This is a genomic window from Psychrobacillus sp. FSL H8-0487 (assembly GCF_038008385.1).
In the GTDB taxonomy this organism is placed as follows: domain Bacteria; phylum Bacillota; class Bacilli; order Bacillales_A; family Planococcaceae; genus Psychrobacillus; species Psychrobacillus psychrotolerans.
Map to the genome: position 1 here is coordinate 382,648 of NZ_JBBOZA010000001.1, position 16,598 is coordinate 399,245.

General features: G+C 37.5%; 17 protein-coding genes. 3 read left to right on the forward strand and 14 right to left on the reverse strand.

Features of this window, described 5'->3' with window-relative positions; genetic code table 11:
• Positions 1-48: 48 nt before the first annotated feature.
• Positions 49-1,398: a sensor histidine kinase gene (locus tag MHI47_RS01925; protein WP_340829229.1), complete on the reverse strand. Its 1,350-nt coding sequence runs from the start codon at positions 1,396-1,398 to the stop codon at positions 49-51.
• Positions 1,395-2,096: a response regulator transcription factor gene (locus MHI47_RS01930; RefSeq protein WP_340761300.1), complete on the reverse strand. Its 702-nt coding sequence runs from the start codon at positions 2,094-2,096 to the stop codon at positions 1,395-1,397. The genes MHI47_RS01925 and MHI47_RS01930 overlap by 4 nt, the downstream gene beginning before the upstream one ends.
• A gap of 96 nt (positions 2,097-2,192) precedes the next feature.
• Between MHI47_RS01930 and MHI47_RS01935 the strand changes: the two genes are divergently transcribed.
• From MHI47_RS01935 to MHI47_RS01945, 3 genes are all read left to right on the forward strand, one after another.
• On the forward strand, positions 2,193-2,372 hold the full coding sequence (locus MHI47_RS01935) for a nucleoside transporter C-terminal domain-containing protein (protein ID WP_340829232.1): 180 nt from the start codon (positions 2,193-2,195) through the stop codon (positions 2,370-2,372).
• Between the two features lie 132 nt (positions 2,373-2,504).
• Entirely contained in the window at positions 2,505-2,825 is a 321-nt protein-coding gene (locus tag MHI47_RS01940) for a four-helix bundle copper-binding protein (protein WP_411747325.1), read from the forward strand.
• Between the two features lie 117 nt (positions 2,826-2,942).
• Positions 2,943-4,193, forward strand: a complete 1,251-nt coding sequence (locus tag MHI47_RS01945) for a cytochrome P450 (protein WP_340829234.1) — start codon at positions 2,943-2,945, stop codon at positions 4,191-4,193.
• A gap of 192 nt (positions 4,194-4,385) precedes the next feature.
• On the opposite strand, the gene MHI47_RS01950 is transcribed toward MHI47_RS01945, so the two are convergent.
• The 12 genes from MHI47_RS01950 to MHI47_RS02005 all read right to left on the reverse strand — a co-directional run bounded on the left by MHI47_RS01950 (position 4,386) and on the right by MHI47_RS02005 (position 16,552).
• Entirely contained in the window at positions 4,386-4,964 is a 579-nt protein-coding gene (locus MHI47_RS01950; protein WP_093536187.1) for a TerD family protein, read from the reverse strand.
• A gap of 28 nt (positions 4,965-4,992) precedes the next feature.
• Positions 4,993-6,069: a toxic anion resistance protein gene (locus tag MHI47_RS01955; RefSeq protein WP_093536185.1), complete on the reverse strand. Its 1,077-nt coding sequence runs from the start codon at positions 6,067-6,069 to the stop codon at positions 4,993-4,995.
• Positions 6,070-6,086: 17 nt separating this feature from the next.
• Positions 6,087-7,700, reverse strand: a complete 1,614-nt coding sequence (locus MHI47_RS01960; protein WP_340829235.1) for a YceG family protein — start codon at positions 7,698-7,700, stop codon at positions 6,087-6,089.
• A 25-nt stretch (positions 7,701-7,725) separates the two neighbouring features.
• Positions 7,726-8,532, reverse strand: coding sequence for an HAD family hydrolase (locus tag MHI47_RS01965; protein ID WP_340829237.1), 807 nt, complete (start codon positions 8,530-8,532; stop codon positions 7,726-7,728).
• On the reverse strand, positions 8,529-9,644 hold the full coding sequence (locus MHI47_RS01970) for a cysteine protease StiP family protein (RefSeq protein WP_340829240.1): 1,116 nt from the start codon (positions 9,642-9,644) through the stop codon (positions 8,529-8,531). Before MHI47_RS01970 ends, MHI47_RS01965 begins: the two co-directional genes overlap by 4 nt.
• Positions 9,644-10,996 (reverse strand): phosphoribosyltransferase domain-containing protein, encoded by a 1,353-nt coding sequence (locus MHI47_RS01975; RefSeq protein WP_340768067.1) that lies wholly within the window; start codon positions 10,994-10,996, stop codon positions 9,644-9,646. The genes MHI47_RS01970 and MHI47_RS01975 overlap by 1 nt, the downstream gene beginning before the upstream one ends.
• Entirely contained in the window at positions 10,953-12,083 is a 1,131-nt protein-coding gene (locus tag MHI47_RS01980) for an HpcH/HpaI aldolase/citrate lyase family protein (RefSeq protein WP_340768069.1), read from the reverse strand. The genes MHI47_RS01975 and MHI47_RS01980 overlap by 44 nt, the downstream gene beginning before the upstream one ends.
• 125 nt (positions 12,084-12,208) lie before the next feature.
• Positions 12,209-12,784 (reverse strand): TerD family protein, encoded by a 576-nt coding sequence (locus tag MHI47_RS01985; RefSeq protein ID WP_340768070.1) that lies wholly within the window; start codon positions 12,782-12,784, stop codon positions 12,209-12,211.
• A gap of 13 nt (positions 12,785-12,797) precedes the next feature.
• Positions 12,798-13,421 carry a TerD family protein gene (locus MHI47_RS01990; protein ID WP_093536173.1) on the reverse strand — a complete coding sequence of 208 codons (624 nt, stop codon included), beginning with the start codon at positions 13,419-13,421 and terminating at the stop codon, positions 12,798-12,800.
• 234 nt (positions 13,422-13,655) lie between these two features.
• The gene (locus tag MHI47_RS01995; RefSeq protein ID WP_340761310.1) at positions 13,656-14,285 is read right to left on the reverse strand and encodes an alpha/beta hydrolase; all 630 of its coding nucleotides are present in this window, start codon (positions 14,283-14,285) and stop codon (positions 13,656-13,658) included.
• 19 nt (positions 14,286-14,304) lie between these two features.
• On the reverse strand, positions 14,305-15,246 hold the full coding sequence (locus tag MHI47_RS02000) for a DMT family transporter (protein ID WP_322788066.1): 942 nt from the start codon (positions 15,244-15,246) through the stop codon (positions 14,305-14,307).
• A gap of 136 nt (positions 15,247-15,382) precedes the next feature.
• Positions 15,383-16,552 carry a M20 family metallopeptidase gene (locus MHI47_RS02005; RefSeq protein ID WP_340829242.1) on the reverse strand — a complete coding sequence of 390 codons (1,170 nt, stop codon included), beginning with the start codon at positions 16,550-16,552 and terminating at the stop codon, positions 15,383-15,385.
• Positions 16,553-16,598: the final 46 nt, after the last annotated feature.

Sequence of the window (16,598 nt, forward strand, 5' to 3'; positions counted from 1 at the left end):
TTGTTGGCTATAGTATATAACGCAAAAGTAAGAATTTGGGGAGAGCAGCTATTTATCTTTTGGCAGAAACAGCGTCACAGTTGTTCCTTGTTTTTCTTTACTGTTTATTTCAATTCGTGCACCGAGTGCATCAGTTATATCTTTTGCCATAGTTAAGCCGAGACCGGATCCACCTTGCTTACGACTTCGTGCCTGATCAACGCGATAAAATCGATCAAACACTTTAGGTAAATCCTCATTAGGAATGCCAACTCCTCTATCCTGAATTTGAATAGTCAAATCTTTATCTGTTTGACCTATACGAACAGTAATCTTACCATCACTGTATTTACGTGCATTGTCTAAGAAGATAAACAGTAATTGCTTTAGTTTTTGAATATCTGTGTAACCGACTGTTTGATGGTTACCTTCCATCTCTACTTCTCGCTGATAGGTAGTTTGGAACGTGGTTACTGTCTCTTGGACAAGCTGGGTAATATTAATCTGCTCTAATTGAATATTCCATGGCTCCTGCTTTGCTATCGACAATAGCTGTTCTGTCATTTCTCGCATTCGTATAGCTTCGGAGTGGATAGCATCAATGGATTCTTCAAATAAGTCAGGACGTTCTAAACCTCGACGCTTCACTAAGTCTGCATAATTTTCGATAATAGTTAGGGGAGTCCGAAGTTCATGAGATGCATTGGAGACAAATTGCTCCTGCTTTTCGTAGTTCGTTTGGAGCAACTCCATCATGTGATTGAACGTTTTACCCATCTCGACTAGTTCACCTTCGTTAGTATCCTCTAACTTCAGTTGCTGAAATTGGCCACTTTTTTGAATTTCCTTCATTGTGTTAATCATTGTACGGATAGGTTGAATAATTAAATTGCTTAAAATTCGGCTAGAAATAAGGGTCGGTACAATTGCGATAACTGTAACAACGATTAAAATAATAGCTAAGAGGTGGATCATCTCATTAGTAGCAGCTATGCTTGTTGTCACTTGTATATTCACGACGGACCCGTCAATCCAAACAATAGGTACTGATACGAAAACATACGGTGAACCCTCATACGTTATCAACTTACTAACTTCTCCTGTGTAAAAGCTATTTACCCGCGCACCTAGTTTTTCTTCAGTAGGGGAGGTGAATTTACCATCACTTGTTAAATCCTCTTTTAACAATTGAATCATTCCGTCTACGGGTACGTTAGCGCGTAAAAGCTCTCTCGGCGCAATACGGTCAACGGCACCTCTAATATCGGTGACGACCCTTTCAACCTCGGCGTGTGTACGCTCGAGTTCATTTTCTTTTATCAAATGACTGAACACAAAATAGATAGAAGTGTTCATAATTAGGAGCAGCACGATAAATAATACCGACGTGTATAAGTTTATTTTATTGCGTAGCTTCATGTGGCTTCCTTCAGGACATATCCTACGCCTCTAACTGTATGAATGAGTGAAGCATCAAAATCTGCATCGATTTTTTTACGCAAATATCGGATATAAACGTCGACGATTTTTGTATCACCATAATAGTCATAGCCCCAGACAGCCTCTAGAATTTGTCCACGTTCTAACACTTGTCTTTGGTTTTTCAATAAATATAGAAGTAAATCATATTCCTTTGGTGTCAAACTGACGTTTAAATCATTTCTAATAACTTCCCTTGTTTTATCATTTAATCGTAGATCACTAACTTGAAGCCACTCTTCATCAAGCGGACTTGAAGCGGGTGTTGCTTGGCTCATCCTAAGCACAGCACGTATTCTAGCAAGTAATTCTTCCATTCTAAAAGGTTTTGTTATGTAGTCACTGGCACCAAGGTCAAGACCGGAAACCTTGTCCTCAATAGAGTCCTTGGCCGTCAATAATATTATTGGGACAGATGAATTTTTCCCTCGAATGCGTCGAAGTAATTCAATTCCGCTCATACCTGGCAACATTATATCTAATAATATCAAATCCCATTTTTGGGAAAGGAACATTTCAAAAGCTTCAATTCCATCCAATGCCTTACCTGTTTCATAGCCTTCATATTCTAATTCAATTTCGAGTAGCCTAACAATTTTTTCTTCATCTTCTACAATTAGAATAGATTCTTTAGACAAAATAATCCCACCTTTCGAATCTTTATGTAATCCCATTATATCAATAATGGTTGACTAGTGAGAACGTAAGGGATTGCGCATCCTTAAACTAGAAGTATGAATAGCTTTTCACTATCTTTATCGTTGCTTAAAGGTTTACTTGGTGTAATAGGTGGTTGGATTCAATCACCTGAAGGTTTTTTATGGTTTATTTTCTCACCATTGGCTTTTGCCATCAGCGTTCCATGGAGGGAAGCAGTGCAAGCAGGTTCATATATAGGTCAAAAACTTAAATAATTTGTGCCTATTCATCATTTGCACTTATGTAAATATAAGTTCTCAACTATCTATAAACAGTTTAGATCCAAAGTTTAAGGGAATAATTAGTTAAGAATAAGTCTATGGAAAGTGAGGAGAATTATTTTGCAAATGTCTTATGAAGAGTGCATCAAGGCATGCCAGGAGTGTTTAGAGGCATGTAATAATTGTTTTCAAGCCTGCCTAGGTGAAGATCACGTACAAATGATGGTGGATTGTATTAAGCTAGATCGTGAATGTGCGGATATTTGCAGTTATGCTGTTCAGGCAATGACTCGTAATAGCCCATTCGTCCAGGAGATTTGTGCTCTATGTGCTAAAATTTGTGAGGATTGTGCAGAAGAGTGTGCAAAACACGACCATGAACATTGTAAACGCTGTGCAGAGGCTTGCCGAACATGTGCTGAAGCTTGTCGTCAAATGACTGCATAAACATAGTTATTCGAACCCTTCCGCTTTAAGCGGAGGGGTTTTTATATGTATAAGTTTTAATCAGGTCCAATAGGGAAAAGATGAGGAGGAAAGTTCTAGAAGAGAGGATGATTGGTCATGAATAATAGTTTTCCACGTGAAGAAGGAATGGACCACAGTCTGAGTTTGTTAAGAGAAGGATATATGTACATTCCAAATAGAAAGAAAAGTTTCGCTTCCAACATATTTGAAACACGATTATTGGGACAAAGTGCAATTTGTATGAGTGGAGAAAAAGCAGCAGAATTATTTTATGATGAAGAAAAATTTATGAGAAATGGTGTAGCACCGAAACGTTTGCAAAAGACACTGTTTGGCGAAGAAGGGGTACAAACATTAGATGATGAAACACATCGACATCGTAAGTCGATGTTTATGTCATTGATGACAAAGGGCCGCCTTGAAGTATTACATGAGATTACTGAAGTACAATGGCAACTAGCTGCAAAGAAATGGGAGCAAATGGAACAGATCATCTTATATGATGAGGCAAAAGAAATCATGTGTAGAGTAGCATGTGAATGGGGAGGAGTCTCGATTAAAGAAGAGGAATTTAAAGAAAAAGCGGAGCAGCTAGCTGCCTTATTTGAATCTCCAACCGCTCTTGGCCCTCAGCATTGGAAGGGAAGACATGCCCGTAAACAGATAGAACAGTGGTTAGGTGGGTTAGTTAAAAAAGTTCGCGATGGAAGTCTTACTCCGCCCGAAGGTACTGCTCTACGTGAAATCTCTTTGCACAAAGACTTAGAAGGTAAATGGTTAGATGAAAAAGTTGCTGCTGTTGAGGTAGCAAACATATTAAGGCCAATTGTGGCAATTGCCATTTATATTAACTTTACTGCATTAGCAATTCACCATTACCCAGAACAAAAAGAAAAACTGGAAACAGCAGGTGCTCAGTATTTTCAAATGTTTGTTCAAGAAGTAAGACGTTTTTATCCGTTCTTTCCGATGGCTGCAGCTAAAGTTAGAAAAGACTTTGTTTGGGAAGGGTATTCATTTAAGGAAGGAACATTGACGTTACTTGACTTGTATGGAACAAATCATGATGCAGAACTGTGGGAAAATCCAGATTTATTTAATCCCTATCGGTTTTCTGGATGGGATAAAAGCCCATTCGATTTTATACCGCAAGGTGGGGGAGATTATATGATGGGGCACCGTTGTGCTGGGGAATTTGTGACTATTGAAATAATGGAAGTATCCCTAAATTATTTAGTTAATCACCTAACTTACCAACTTCCAGATCAAGATTTGAGTTATAGCCTAGTTAGTATGCCTAGTATCCCGAAAAGCGGGATTATCATGAAAAGTGTTCGAGTAAAATGAAGTAATCGCGCTCTATAAAAAACGGGCTAACAAACACTCGTTCTTAAACCTAATTTTATATTTTCGAGAATGCTCTGGACATACTTATTTCCATAGTAATCCTCTTAGGAACAGGTAAAAAGATACTATGTTATAAAAAAATCCCGAGTGTTAAATATACACTCGGGAACCAATGGAAGATTACTGAAAATATTAGCTCAAACCAAATTCATTAATTAGTGATGCTAATCCGCCTTGGAATCCGCTTCCAATTGCATTGAATTTCCACTCATTATTGTGGCGATATATTTCTCCTACAACAAGTGCTGTTTCAATTGAAAAGTCTTCACCTAGGTCATAGCGAACAATTTCTTCGTTCGTATCTTCATTGACAATTCGTATAAAAGCGTTTGAAACTTGGCCGAAATTTTGTTTGCGTTGGTCTGCATCATGAATAGTTACAGTAAAAACGACTTTTTGCACAATACTAGGAACAAGTGGTAGTTTAACTAGTAGTTGCTCATCGTCCCCGTCCCCGTCCCCAGTACGGTTATCCCCAGTGTGGATAACTGAACCTTCTTCACTTTGGAGGTTATTATAAAAGATAAAGCTTTTTTCGTTAAAGGCTTTACCATTTCCGTCTACGATAAACGCGGAAGCATCTAAGTCGAAATCCTCTCCACCACTATATCTATTCGTATCCCAGCCTAGTCCAACTAAGACATTCGTTAATCCTGGATTCGTTTTCGTTAAATCAATTTTTTGTCCCTTTGAAAGGTTAATAACTGACATTTTGTTTCCCCCTCATCCAATTTTAAAGTTATTTTCTTTGTCCGTTTTCATACTTCTTTTGTAATTCTTCTAGGCGAAGACGACCTTCTTCTCTCATTTTACGATTTTCTTCTTCGATTGCTTTAGTTTCGTTCATCCCACGCATAATAGTATCCCATGTTTGCTCAATTGTTTCGATTTTAATACTAGGCTGCCCGGACATTCTAGCGATATCCACACTTTGCTTGGATATATCATTAGCATTACGAAGTAACATTTCATTTGTCCTACGATCTAGCTCACTCATAGATTGGGCCACTAGATTTTGTCTTTTCGCAGAAATGGCATTAATAAGTCCTGTTTTAAAAATTGGTATAGTTGTTACGAATGCTGAATTTATCTTGCCGATCAGCTTCGTATTGCCTCGCTGAAGCATTCTAATCTGTGGGGCTGATTGATAGGAGACCTGTTTAGCCATTTCCAAATCATAAATACGTTGATCTAGAAGTTCAATTGCATTTTGCAAAGAATTCAGTTCCATTAATACTAGCTGATCACCATTTTCAGCTTTTTGCTGTAGGTTAGGCACTAGCTGTCTTAATTGGTTAACTTTTAACTCTCCAGCTACAATATACTTTTCCAATTCCATAAAATAGTTGAAATTTTTGTCGTACAAGTCCTCTAGTGTTACAGTAGATTTTTTCATTTCTGTCTCATACTTCGTTATCTCCACAAATACCTTATCGATTTCGCCGCCCATTGTTTGATACTTGTTGAATAGCTTTTCGATTATTTTCTCACCTTGTTTAAAGATTTTACCGAAAAGAGAGGGCTTTTGAACAAAATCTTTTTTGTCGAACTTATCCATAATTTTGCCGAGTTGTTTTAAAAGTTCACTAGATTCTTCCATACTACTAGACTTAATCGTGCTTAAAATTTGTCCTGTAAATTTGGAGATTTCATCTGCCGGCTCACGACCGAATTCTAATAGTCCAATCTGATTTTTAGGGTCTATTTTTGCAACAAGTTGTAATACTTGTGGGTCACGTTTCAACTTGGCTTTTAAATCATTACTTTCTTCCATCATTTGTTCTTGTTGTTCAATTTCTAACTTTTGTAATTCCATATTTTTTCCCCCTATTTCTATAGAAACTTCTTGAAAATTTTATGAACTACACTTGGCTCCTTAAAAGGATCGTTAAAACTCCGGTCGTCCATCCAGTGTATATCAAAGGTACCTTCCTGAACCCATTTTTCGATATCAAGATGTCCTTTCGGATTCACGATAATAATATCTAGCCCTAAATGATGCATCATACATAAGGCGTTGGCGTCAGATCTGGAAAGTTCAGGACCTTTCTCCTCATTGTAGATGAATATAGTAGGCACAAATTGAGGATAATCGAATGTTTGTAATAGCCGGATAACAAAATCAGGTAGTACCATGGATTGAGCAAAAGCATATAACTGCAAGTCTTCCATTGTTTCATTGGACTGTCGATTAAGTATTGGTTCGTTCACATGTTTGGCGATAGTCTCTCCAATGGCGGTTTGCGTGCCAAGTGGAAGTTTGTCGTATGTCCACCAATTGGCAGCTTTCATTTTCTCAGGATCTAACATACCATCTGCTTTTAATGCATCTCGGTAATGGAAAAGCTGATTGGTTTTTTGTTCCTTCGTGAAAGGGAACTGACGGATAACATGCGTATCATCTCGTTCTGTTAACGAGTGAACATTATTCCAAAAACGTTTTCTATTTTTGTCTATTCCTAACAGTTTCGCGAAAACTACAGGAATTGTAACTTGTTGGTTACTAACCTGGAAATGGGGACGAATCATTGCTCTTTCTCTAGATATTAAGAAAGCTTCATCTTCAGTTGTTTTCAAACGGATAGAATTGATGGAATACGATTTAAATTGGAATGGCTTGTAAAGACCCGAATCATCATGATGTAATAGCTCGTTAATCTCTTGAGTTGCTTTAAATGCAACGGTTCCTGCAATTTTTGGCATCTCTTCTGGCAATAGTTTAACATCTTGAGAAACCTTTGGAAAACGATAACTTAGGTCATCCTCAATGGAGAGTAAGGTTTTTGGCCAAGGCTCGTTAGTAGGGTTAAAAATAACCACATGGAATCCAAAGTCAGCTAAATATGTAAGAAACCATTTTTCACTAGGGGTTGCAGTACCATACCAAAGAAAAGCTGGCATCCCCTGTACGAAATCTATTTCTTTTAGTGCAGGCTCTACATGATTGGATATCCATTTCACAAGATCTGTAGTTATCCGACGATATTCATGATGGAGAGTACCTTCTGTGTAGCTTTTTTGTAACTTTTTCAATAAATCAATTAAAACTGTTTTAATTCGTCTATTTAAACCAGGATCTTTTGAATCTGGTAGTAAAGAATAACCATCCAGAAAGGCGACCATACGATTGGGGGAGAGTCCTTTTTCTTTTTTGTGCAAGTCAAATAACTGATTGAGGGATCTTAACTTCTCGGCAGAAATTTTTTTGTTAAGTGCACCAGTCAAAATGCTTAGTTTTCCTAAGGAATCATTGACTTGTGTATGCAGAATCGAGAAATATTCATCTTCATCTAGGGACATGCCAATATATTGGCAAACTAGTTGAGGATACGTTAAGTTCTCTCCGTCCACTGTTACTTGCGAAGAGTCTCCTAAAGAATCTTTCAACCATCCTCCTATATTAGATGAATCCCACGACTTCATCCTAATGGGATTTAAATTAACCATGGGCTTTCCCTCCTATTCATACATATTATAACAAATAATCGCTTACCTTTTTTAATATTTCTTCTCCAGCTAATACCCCTGCATGATTTGTTATAGAAACGTGAGAGGGGAGAAGTCCACCTTTATGAATTGCTTCGCCGTGAGAGGGGATAAAGCCATAATCGGCATTTAAAACCATATCGAAGTCGAGCATGGAATCTCCGGCGGCAATGACTGTTTTTGCAGCAATTCGCTCTTTTACAAATTGAAGAGCTGTAGATTTGTTTATGCAGGTTGGCATGATATATACTTTTCTCCCCTGGTGGGAAAGAGTGAAACCTTGCTGATAGAAGATTTGCGAAAGGCTTTCAAAATCTTCGATTGAAAATGCTTGTTCATCAATAATTAAGTACACAAACCATGATTCTGCTTGCATCACTTTAAGAACAAATTTGTTTTTTGTATAGGTATCGAGTTGGGGTAGTACGTCTTCTATGGAGGTACGATTATGCTGCATTTGAGCAATAACTTTATCTGACCATTCTTTAAGGGGTTTACCGTCCTCTAATATGACTGCTCCGTTGGATACAATTGCATATTTGGGTTTTTCTACTGTATTAAATAACCCAGTAATTCGATTGTATTGTTCAGCTGTTCTAGTTGTTACGGGCAAAAAGGTAATAGAGGGGGAAATATCCTTAAATAGCTGAAGCCCTTTATTGGTCATAAATGCAGTGGCTTTTTCTTCTACCCATTCTACAGCGGTAAAATCTTGTTCGCTAACTTCTTGACCACGTGAATTTTTACTATATATAAGTGTTCGATCTAAATCACTAGCAAATAGGATTGTCATAGCCGATCCTCCGATTCTATCAGTCCGATGGCAAGGTAAAAAAGCCCAGGTACAATTTCTGTAGGAATATTTTTTTCCTTACATAATAGAAGGATATGACGTAGAGATGGGTGTTTATCATCACTAAGTAATATTTTAAAAGGCTTCCTTCTTAATAACACTCTAGTCGTTTCTCCTACACTTGGCTTTACTTTACTAATATCAGCATTTCTATAGAACTTGTGAGCAATCGCTTCTACTTCTTGCATGCCTCTCCAAGTTCGTTCGTTTTTAATGGGAAACTCTTTGCTAAGTTCTTTGATAGTAGGTTCTTGCTCTTGGAATCGACTGGAGATATTAGCGATGAATTCATTGGATACATCCACTTCTTCCAAGTTAGCGTAATACTTTGCTCCGTGATAATCGTCTGCTGCTTGAAAAGCATTATTTAGTACAGTTCGACTAACTAATCCAGAGACTGTTGAGTTCAAACAAGCGTTTGGGATTAGAAAGTCTTCTCTAGTACCGAATAAGGTAGCACATTCGCCGGGGTCTGTTAAAACCGCCAGGTCATCATTTAAATTAAGGTTATAGGTTGCATTTAACTTTTGAATGGACTTTGTTAGCTCATTTTGAATAGCGCCTTTCCCTGTCCAACCATCGACGAATTGTATATGACTTTTTGGGTGAAGCTCTCTAATAGTGCGAACAGCCTGCTCATCGATTCCTCTTCCTCTTAGTATAGATATACTAAAGTGGGGCCACTTAAGTTTCAAATACTTTTCCGCATATCGTTTCATTAAAATCCCGATTGGACTTCCTGCTCTTGCAAGGGAAACGATTACTACGTCATCTGTACCTGCAAATTTTCTAACCCGTCTACTTAAAACCCCGACTAATTGTGCGATATGATCTGCCGAATCATACAAAGCCTGTTGGTATAGCTCTGTATATTCAGATGTCGGTCGATTTTCAATAGGTAAAGATTCGGAGTAGTGACTACCTCTTTCGAATAATTGTTCTCTAGATTCTACGGAAGACTCAATTTGAACATTTGATAAATCCTTCAGTAAAAAAGTTATATCTTCTGAAGGGTAGCTCGATTTAACCAATCCATCTTTATTAAAAACCATTATATTTCACCTCTAACTGGCATAGTGAGAGACAACCATGAAACAGGTGCTAACGTCTCTAAATGGGAGAGAAGAGGGAACCAAGTAGCAGGGTCCTGAACTGATTCAGAAATAACAATAATTTGTTCCCAATTTGTTTCGGACAGATTATATAGATATTGATCAATACCATTGGAATCCGGCAAACTAAATTTGCACTTATGCTGGATAGGGTATAATTCATCGGTTTTTGCTAAGATTGGACTTCGTGTCGTAGTTTGAACTTTAGTGTTATTACCAAAGGTGAGTGCAAATCTAAGTGGGAAATAGATGTTTTCGCCAATACCTATAACTAAAGTAGATTTATCCCTGTCTAGATTCGGGAGCTTATTGATAAATCTTTCTATCCAACCATCCATTTCTACATGAAGATCACTTGCTAAACCAAATCTTCCCGTGAAGTTGCAGTAGCTCCCATGTTCACTCTGATATTTAGAAGTAATTTCTAAAGCTAATTCTTCATCAGCAAACACAGTATGTGATTGCTTATCATCTAAAAAGGGAATTTCTTTTTCTTCAATCGTTGCTTCATTGAGCAGTTTAAATTGACCACCCATAATAGTAATAACATCTGCAGAAATATTATGTGTGTTCATGAGGTGGATAAAATCTTGTTGATGCGCTTCGGTTCTCCAGTCCAAAATAGAGAGGATTTTATACCGTTTACCAGGAAAAGAGACATTTAATGCAACGATTAGATTGGACAGTGTAAGACCAGTCGTTATTTCATCATCTATTAACACAATAGTTTCTGCTTCCTTTAATGTTTGTTCAGGTGCATAAACACTGTGAGATGTTGCATGGGAATGTTCTTCTTCAAAGTAAAAGGAAGGTTCCATATGTAGGATTTCTTCTCTAGTAGTATGGATGTAATGAGCATTTTCAAAGTGATGAAATACTGCATGGCCAAGGCCAGTTGCCGTTTCAGCAAATCCAATGAATACGGTCTTGTTTGGTAATTCAGTTTTATATGCGAGAGTGTCCAAGCTCAGTTGTCGATTTGGAATTTCTGAATTAATCATCTGAATAATTTCATTTACTAATGGATGACCGTCTAAACCTTCATCCTCCATAAGCATAGAAGCCAAAATAGTGCCTGTTCCAAGTGAAATGGCTGGATCCACTGCTAAGTGTTTTCCGAGGAGTCGACTTACGAATAAAAATTGTCGTTTTTTGTTTATTCTCACAGCCATTTGGAAAAGAGATTCCGGAGAGAAATTATATGGATTATTTTTAATGTCGATTTCTAGTTTCAAATCTCCGTGTAAATTATAAGTTTTTAATGTATTGAAGGAAGTCGAGTGATGTAACATGTTCTTTTAACACCCCATAGATTTCTGCTTGGGCAATAATCTTCTTAGCCCAGCTATAGTGAGGTTTTACCTCATTCATTTTGTTTCTAGCAGAACTTCGCAAAACTCCGTTTGTTCTGGATTCATTTTCTACGATTAAACACGCATCTTCAAATAACTCTTTAGGTACTATATATCCACTATTTACAATATTAACCTGAGAAGGATGAATACAGGTTTTACCGTAAAAACCATTTAAAAGGTCTTGCTGAACCTCAGCCCAGAGAATAGACTCTATACTATTTGGATCATTGAATAGACGAAAAGAATCCTGAGATTCAAAGTACTCATAAACTGGACCAGAAACAACAAAATTATCCTCTTTGCGATTGAATTTATTAAGTATATCGGTCAAACAGTTTGTGATGAGTAGCAACTCATATATTGTTCTGTTTCCTGGTCGTCGTAGACTGAATAGGCTAGTAAAATCCGTCGCACCAACCCGTATAGTGAGTATAAGTTCCTCGAATTGCTTGAAAACTGTATATAGGTTGGAAAGTTCTTGTTCTCTAGTCTCCGTGTAAATAATTTCTTTTGTTTCTAAAATAGGTAGTGCATATAAATGAATAGAGTGCAGACTGTTTAAATTTTGTAGACATAAAAAAAAGTTTGTTGCATTAGAAGAAGTACACTTTGGAAGGACAATTCCTGTAATAAAGCGAATGGTACTCCCTAATAAAGAAGCTATTTTGTCTAAATGTTGAACGGTTCTTACTCGGATAAATAAGAGAGGAATCTCATGTGTATCTAGTGAGCCAGTTTGTACTTTCTGTTCCATTGACTTTAATTCATTTACAACATTTAGTTCTGCGTCTAAAAGCTCTGAATCGGAAACAGCATCTTCTAAACAAATGATCGCGCTAGTTAAGTTCTTTAAATTATTATTCGATAGTTTATAGGTGAAATTGGGCATTGAACCTGGTAAGTATAAAGCTGCTCCCATAGCCATCCCTAATTTTTTTCTCTCCATATTGCTGGAGAAGTCGCTAGGTGGTATATGAAAGAATTGACGTATCTCTTTCTCACTAACCCCTCTGAATTGTCTCATATTTTCCACTCCTAAGAATGAAGAAGGGGAGTTATTAGGTATACCCAAATACCTCGGCATTCTTCAGATACTAAAACCTAAAACAAAAAGCAAGGTAGCATGCCCTTGCTTTTTGAGAGAAGTTATTAATTCAAGCCAAAATCTGAAACTAATGCTCCAAGACCGCCTTGGTATCCACTTCCGATTGCGTTGAATTTCCATTCGTTATTATGGCGATATAACTCACCGACAACAACTGCAGTTTCAATGGAGAAATCTTCCCCAAGATCATAGCGAATTATCTCTTCTTGTGTATCTGCATTTAAAATACGTACATATGAATTACTTACTTGACCAAAGTTTTGACCTCTGTCTTCTGCATCGTGAATAGTGATACTAAAAGCAACTTTATCAACAGAAGATGGTACAGTGGATAAGTTTATGTTCACTTGCTCGTCATCGCCATCTCCATCACCTGTACGGTTATCTCCTGTATGAACGACAGAACCATTACCACCAGTCGCATTATTATAGAAGATGAAGTCTGCTTCAGTAGCACATTTTCCATTACTGCCTAAAAGGAATACGGATGAGTCTAAGTCAAAGTCTTTCCCGCCATCGTATTTATTAGTGTCCCAACCTAATCCAACTGTTACATTTACTAAGCCTGGGTTCGATTTTGTTAAATCTACCTTTTGTCCTTTTGATAAGTTAATACCCATTAATAACCACTCCTTATAAGTATTTGTTTGCTATAGAACCGATATCTAAATCTGCTGTACCTTCGCCAATTGCAGAGAACTTCCATTCTGATCCATGACGATATAGTTCACCAGGGAACAAGGAAGTTTTCCCAGCGTAGCTTTCCGTCAAGTTATAATGTATTAACTCCTCTTTACTCCCGCTATCTACTAAGCGGATGAAGGCATTTTGTATAAGCCCAAAATCTTGTTTTCTTTGTTTTGCTTGATAAATATTAACTACAAACACCAACTTATGTACAGAAGGTGAAATAGCACTTAAGTTTACATTTATTACTTCATCGTCACCATCGCCATCACCTGTACGGTTATCGCCAGAATGGACAACACTGCCATCTTTACTAGTTTTGTTTCCAAAATAGACTAAGTTTTCTTTAGATAATAATTTGCCTTTTTCATCTAGAAGTATTACGGAGGCATCGCAATCTATTTCAGCGCCAGCAGCACTGCCGCCACCACCCAATAGTCCACCTAAAAATCCGCTTTTTTTCTTTTCTTTTACAACTGGATCCCAACCTAATCCGACCATAACACCAGATAAGGAAGATCTGCCTTTTGTTAAGTCAATTTTTTGACCTTTAACTAAATTAATACCCATTTCTTTACCTCCATTTTCTAGTCATATAATATATACGACGAAATGCTGTAATAAGTTTCAAAAACCAAAGCTTTTATTAGCAGAGGATAGTGTAATTTTATCAGAATTTTTCACCTTTAGCTATTAAGTTGAATGATATACATCTAGTTAATATAAATGGAATGATGCATTCGTAATAAAAGTAGAGGAGAAGCAAAATGTTTCTGGCAACATATCGCTTCTCCTCTATTATTATTAGTTCTTATTCAAAAACTCTAGTAAGTCTTGATGATTCTCTGGTGTTACTCCGTGCCCATCAGTATACGTTTTAAAAGTCACATTGGCTCCCGTAGTTTCGAAATACTCCTTACTACCTTGTCCCCATTGTGATGGAATTACGTAATCATAGTCCCCATGAGATATAAAGATGGATAAGTGAGTAGTGCTTTGCTTACTATATTCTGTTTTTACAAAATCAGGTATATACCCACTTAATGCGACCACTTTACTGATTTCAGGTCCCATTGTTAGTGCTACTGTTTGAGCAAGGATAGCACCTTGACTAAAGCCTAGTATTGTAATGTCCTTAGGATCTAAGTTGTACTCAACTATTGCTTCTCGAATGAAAGCTTGAAGATGCGTGACAACTTTATCAAATACATCTCTTATAGGCTTTCCTATTTCTTCAATCAGGAAGAACGAATAGCCAGGTTTATGTACGATAGGACCCCGTAAGCTAAAAATATGATGCGTATTTTCAAAATCCTTTACTAGCTGAGGTAAATCTTCTTCATTACTCCCCATACCGTGTAGTAAAAATAAGGCTGGTTGTTTTTGATCAGCATTGTTAGGTGCCGTATGGTTAAATGTAAAAGGAGATTTCATATATTATACTTCCCTTCAATTAGAGTATGTCTATCTTATCATAGGTAGGGGGCGAAGCTTGTGGTGAGAGCTTTAACTGATGTTTTTTGCCGTACATATTTACAAGAATGACACTTGCAATAGCAACGAATCCTCCACCAATAGATAGGGCAGAAGGTAGCTCCTGCAACCAAATCCACGTCACAATAATTGCAACGACTGGCTCCAAATACAATGAATTTGAAACGGAGCTTGCCTCACTATAAGACAGCGCCATGGCCCATGTTAAATAAGCAATTGCAGTTGGGAATATCCCTATATAGACTGCAGAGATATTAGCCTCTAACGTTGCGTGTTGTATTCCCTCGAGAAGTCCAGGTGCAAAGAATAAAAAAGGTATCGTACCTACCCAAGTAAAGTAGGCAGTCAATTCAATGGCAGTATACTTTTTATATAAAGGTTTCTGATAAACAAAAAATATTGCGGTAGAAAAGGCTGCCATAATAACGAGAAATACTCCTGGTGAGATACCTAAAGATCCTCCACCTGTCCCTAAAGCAATCATTAGAATGCCGACAAATCCAAATGCTAATCCAAACCAACCAATTCTGCCGAGTCGTTCTTTTAATACGATGATCGCAATAATAGTTGTGAAGATAGGGGCGGAACCAATTAGCATACCTGCGGTTCCTGCAGATATCGATAGTTGCCCAAATGTAACACATAGATGGTATACACTAATCCCGATCAAGCCGAGAATGACTATTTTAAATAGATCTTCCTTGTGAGGTAATCGAAATTGGACTCCAGGCCACAAGGCAATAATAAAGAATATAATAGAAGCAATCAAAAATCGAACTAATATTAAATGCCCTGCAGTATATCCTCCCTGCAAGCTAGCACTAATGGAAGCAAACGAAGAACCCCAAATAGTTACTGAAAATAATGCCAGTATTAACGCTTTTGTATTCAAATATTTCACCAAACTTCCTAAACGGTTTAAAAAATCTTTAATTCTGCAAACAACTAATCCTACAATAATTTTATCATTCGTACAATAGGTGCTATCAACAAGCGAAAACAAGACCTGAGAATCTAGCCGATTCTCAGGTCTTGTTTCACTTCATATGGTAGTTAATCGCAGCAATTCCTAACGTTTTAGCAGCTACTAACATTGCACGTTCATCAAAATCGAACTTGGGGCTATGATGTGGGAAAACATCTCCTTCCGGCATGGCCCCCGTAAAGAAGAAAGTACCTGGAATTTCTTCTAGGTAATAACCAAAGTCCTCACCGATCATCAATAACTCAGATTCAATCACTTCGCTTACTCCTGGAACAGTTCTAGCGATTTCTGCAACATAGTCTGTTTCTTCTATATGATTAATTACAGGAGGATAGCCTCTTTCATATAGGAAAGAATAAGAGCAATCCGCTGTATAGCAATTGCCTTCTAAGACGCGTTTTAATTCATTTTCCATTAAATCTCTAACGTCAGGTTTAAATGTGCGGACGGTACCGGTCATTTTCACCGTATCTGCAATAATATTGAATGCGTTATCAGCGATGAAAGATCCTACAGAAAGCACTGCGGATTCAGTAGGATTTACTCGTCTAGAAACTAATTGCTGTAAGTTTACAACTAACTGTGAGGCAACTACGATAGAATCCTTTGTGTCGTGTGGATTTGCACCATGGCCGCCTTTTCCTTGGATAGTGATTGAAAAACGATCTGCTGCTGCCATAATGGGGCCACTTTTATATTCAATGGTACCGAGGGGCGTTTGAGACCATAAATGGGTGCCAAATATAACATCTACACCTTCCAAACAACCAGCCTCGATCATTGGTTTAGCGCCACCAGGAGCATATTCTTCCGCATGCTGATGGATAAATACATATTCACCTGCTAGTTGATCTTTAAATTCATTTATCGTCCGAGCAAGTATTAGTAATGCAGCGGTATGTCCATCGTGACCACAAGCATGCATGACTCCTGGAACTGTTGATTTATAAGGGACATTTTTTTCGTCTTGGATGGGAAGAGCATCGAAGTCTGCTCGCAATGCAACAGTTTTGCCTGGTAAAGTTCCTTTTACTCTTGCAACAACCCCATTGCCGCCCACATTTGCTTGGAAAGGTATTTCTAATTCTGTATAGAATTTTTGTATATATTTTGCTGTTTCGACTTCTTGAAACGAAACTTCCGGATGCATATGTAAATAGCGCCGAATACTGACCATTTCATCGTATGATGCCTCAAGCTGTTTAATAATATCCATACTCATTTTTAATATTCTCCCCTTATCTGATTTTTCAATAAACAAAGTATAT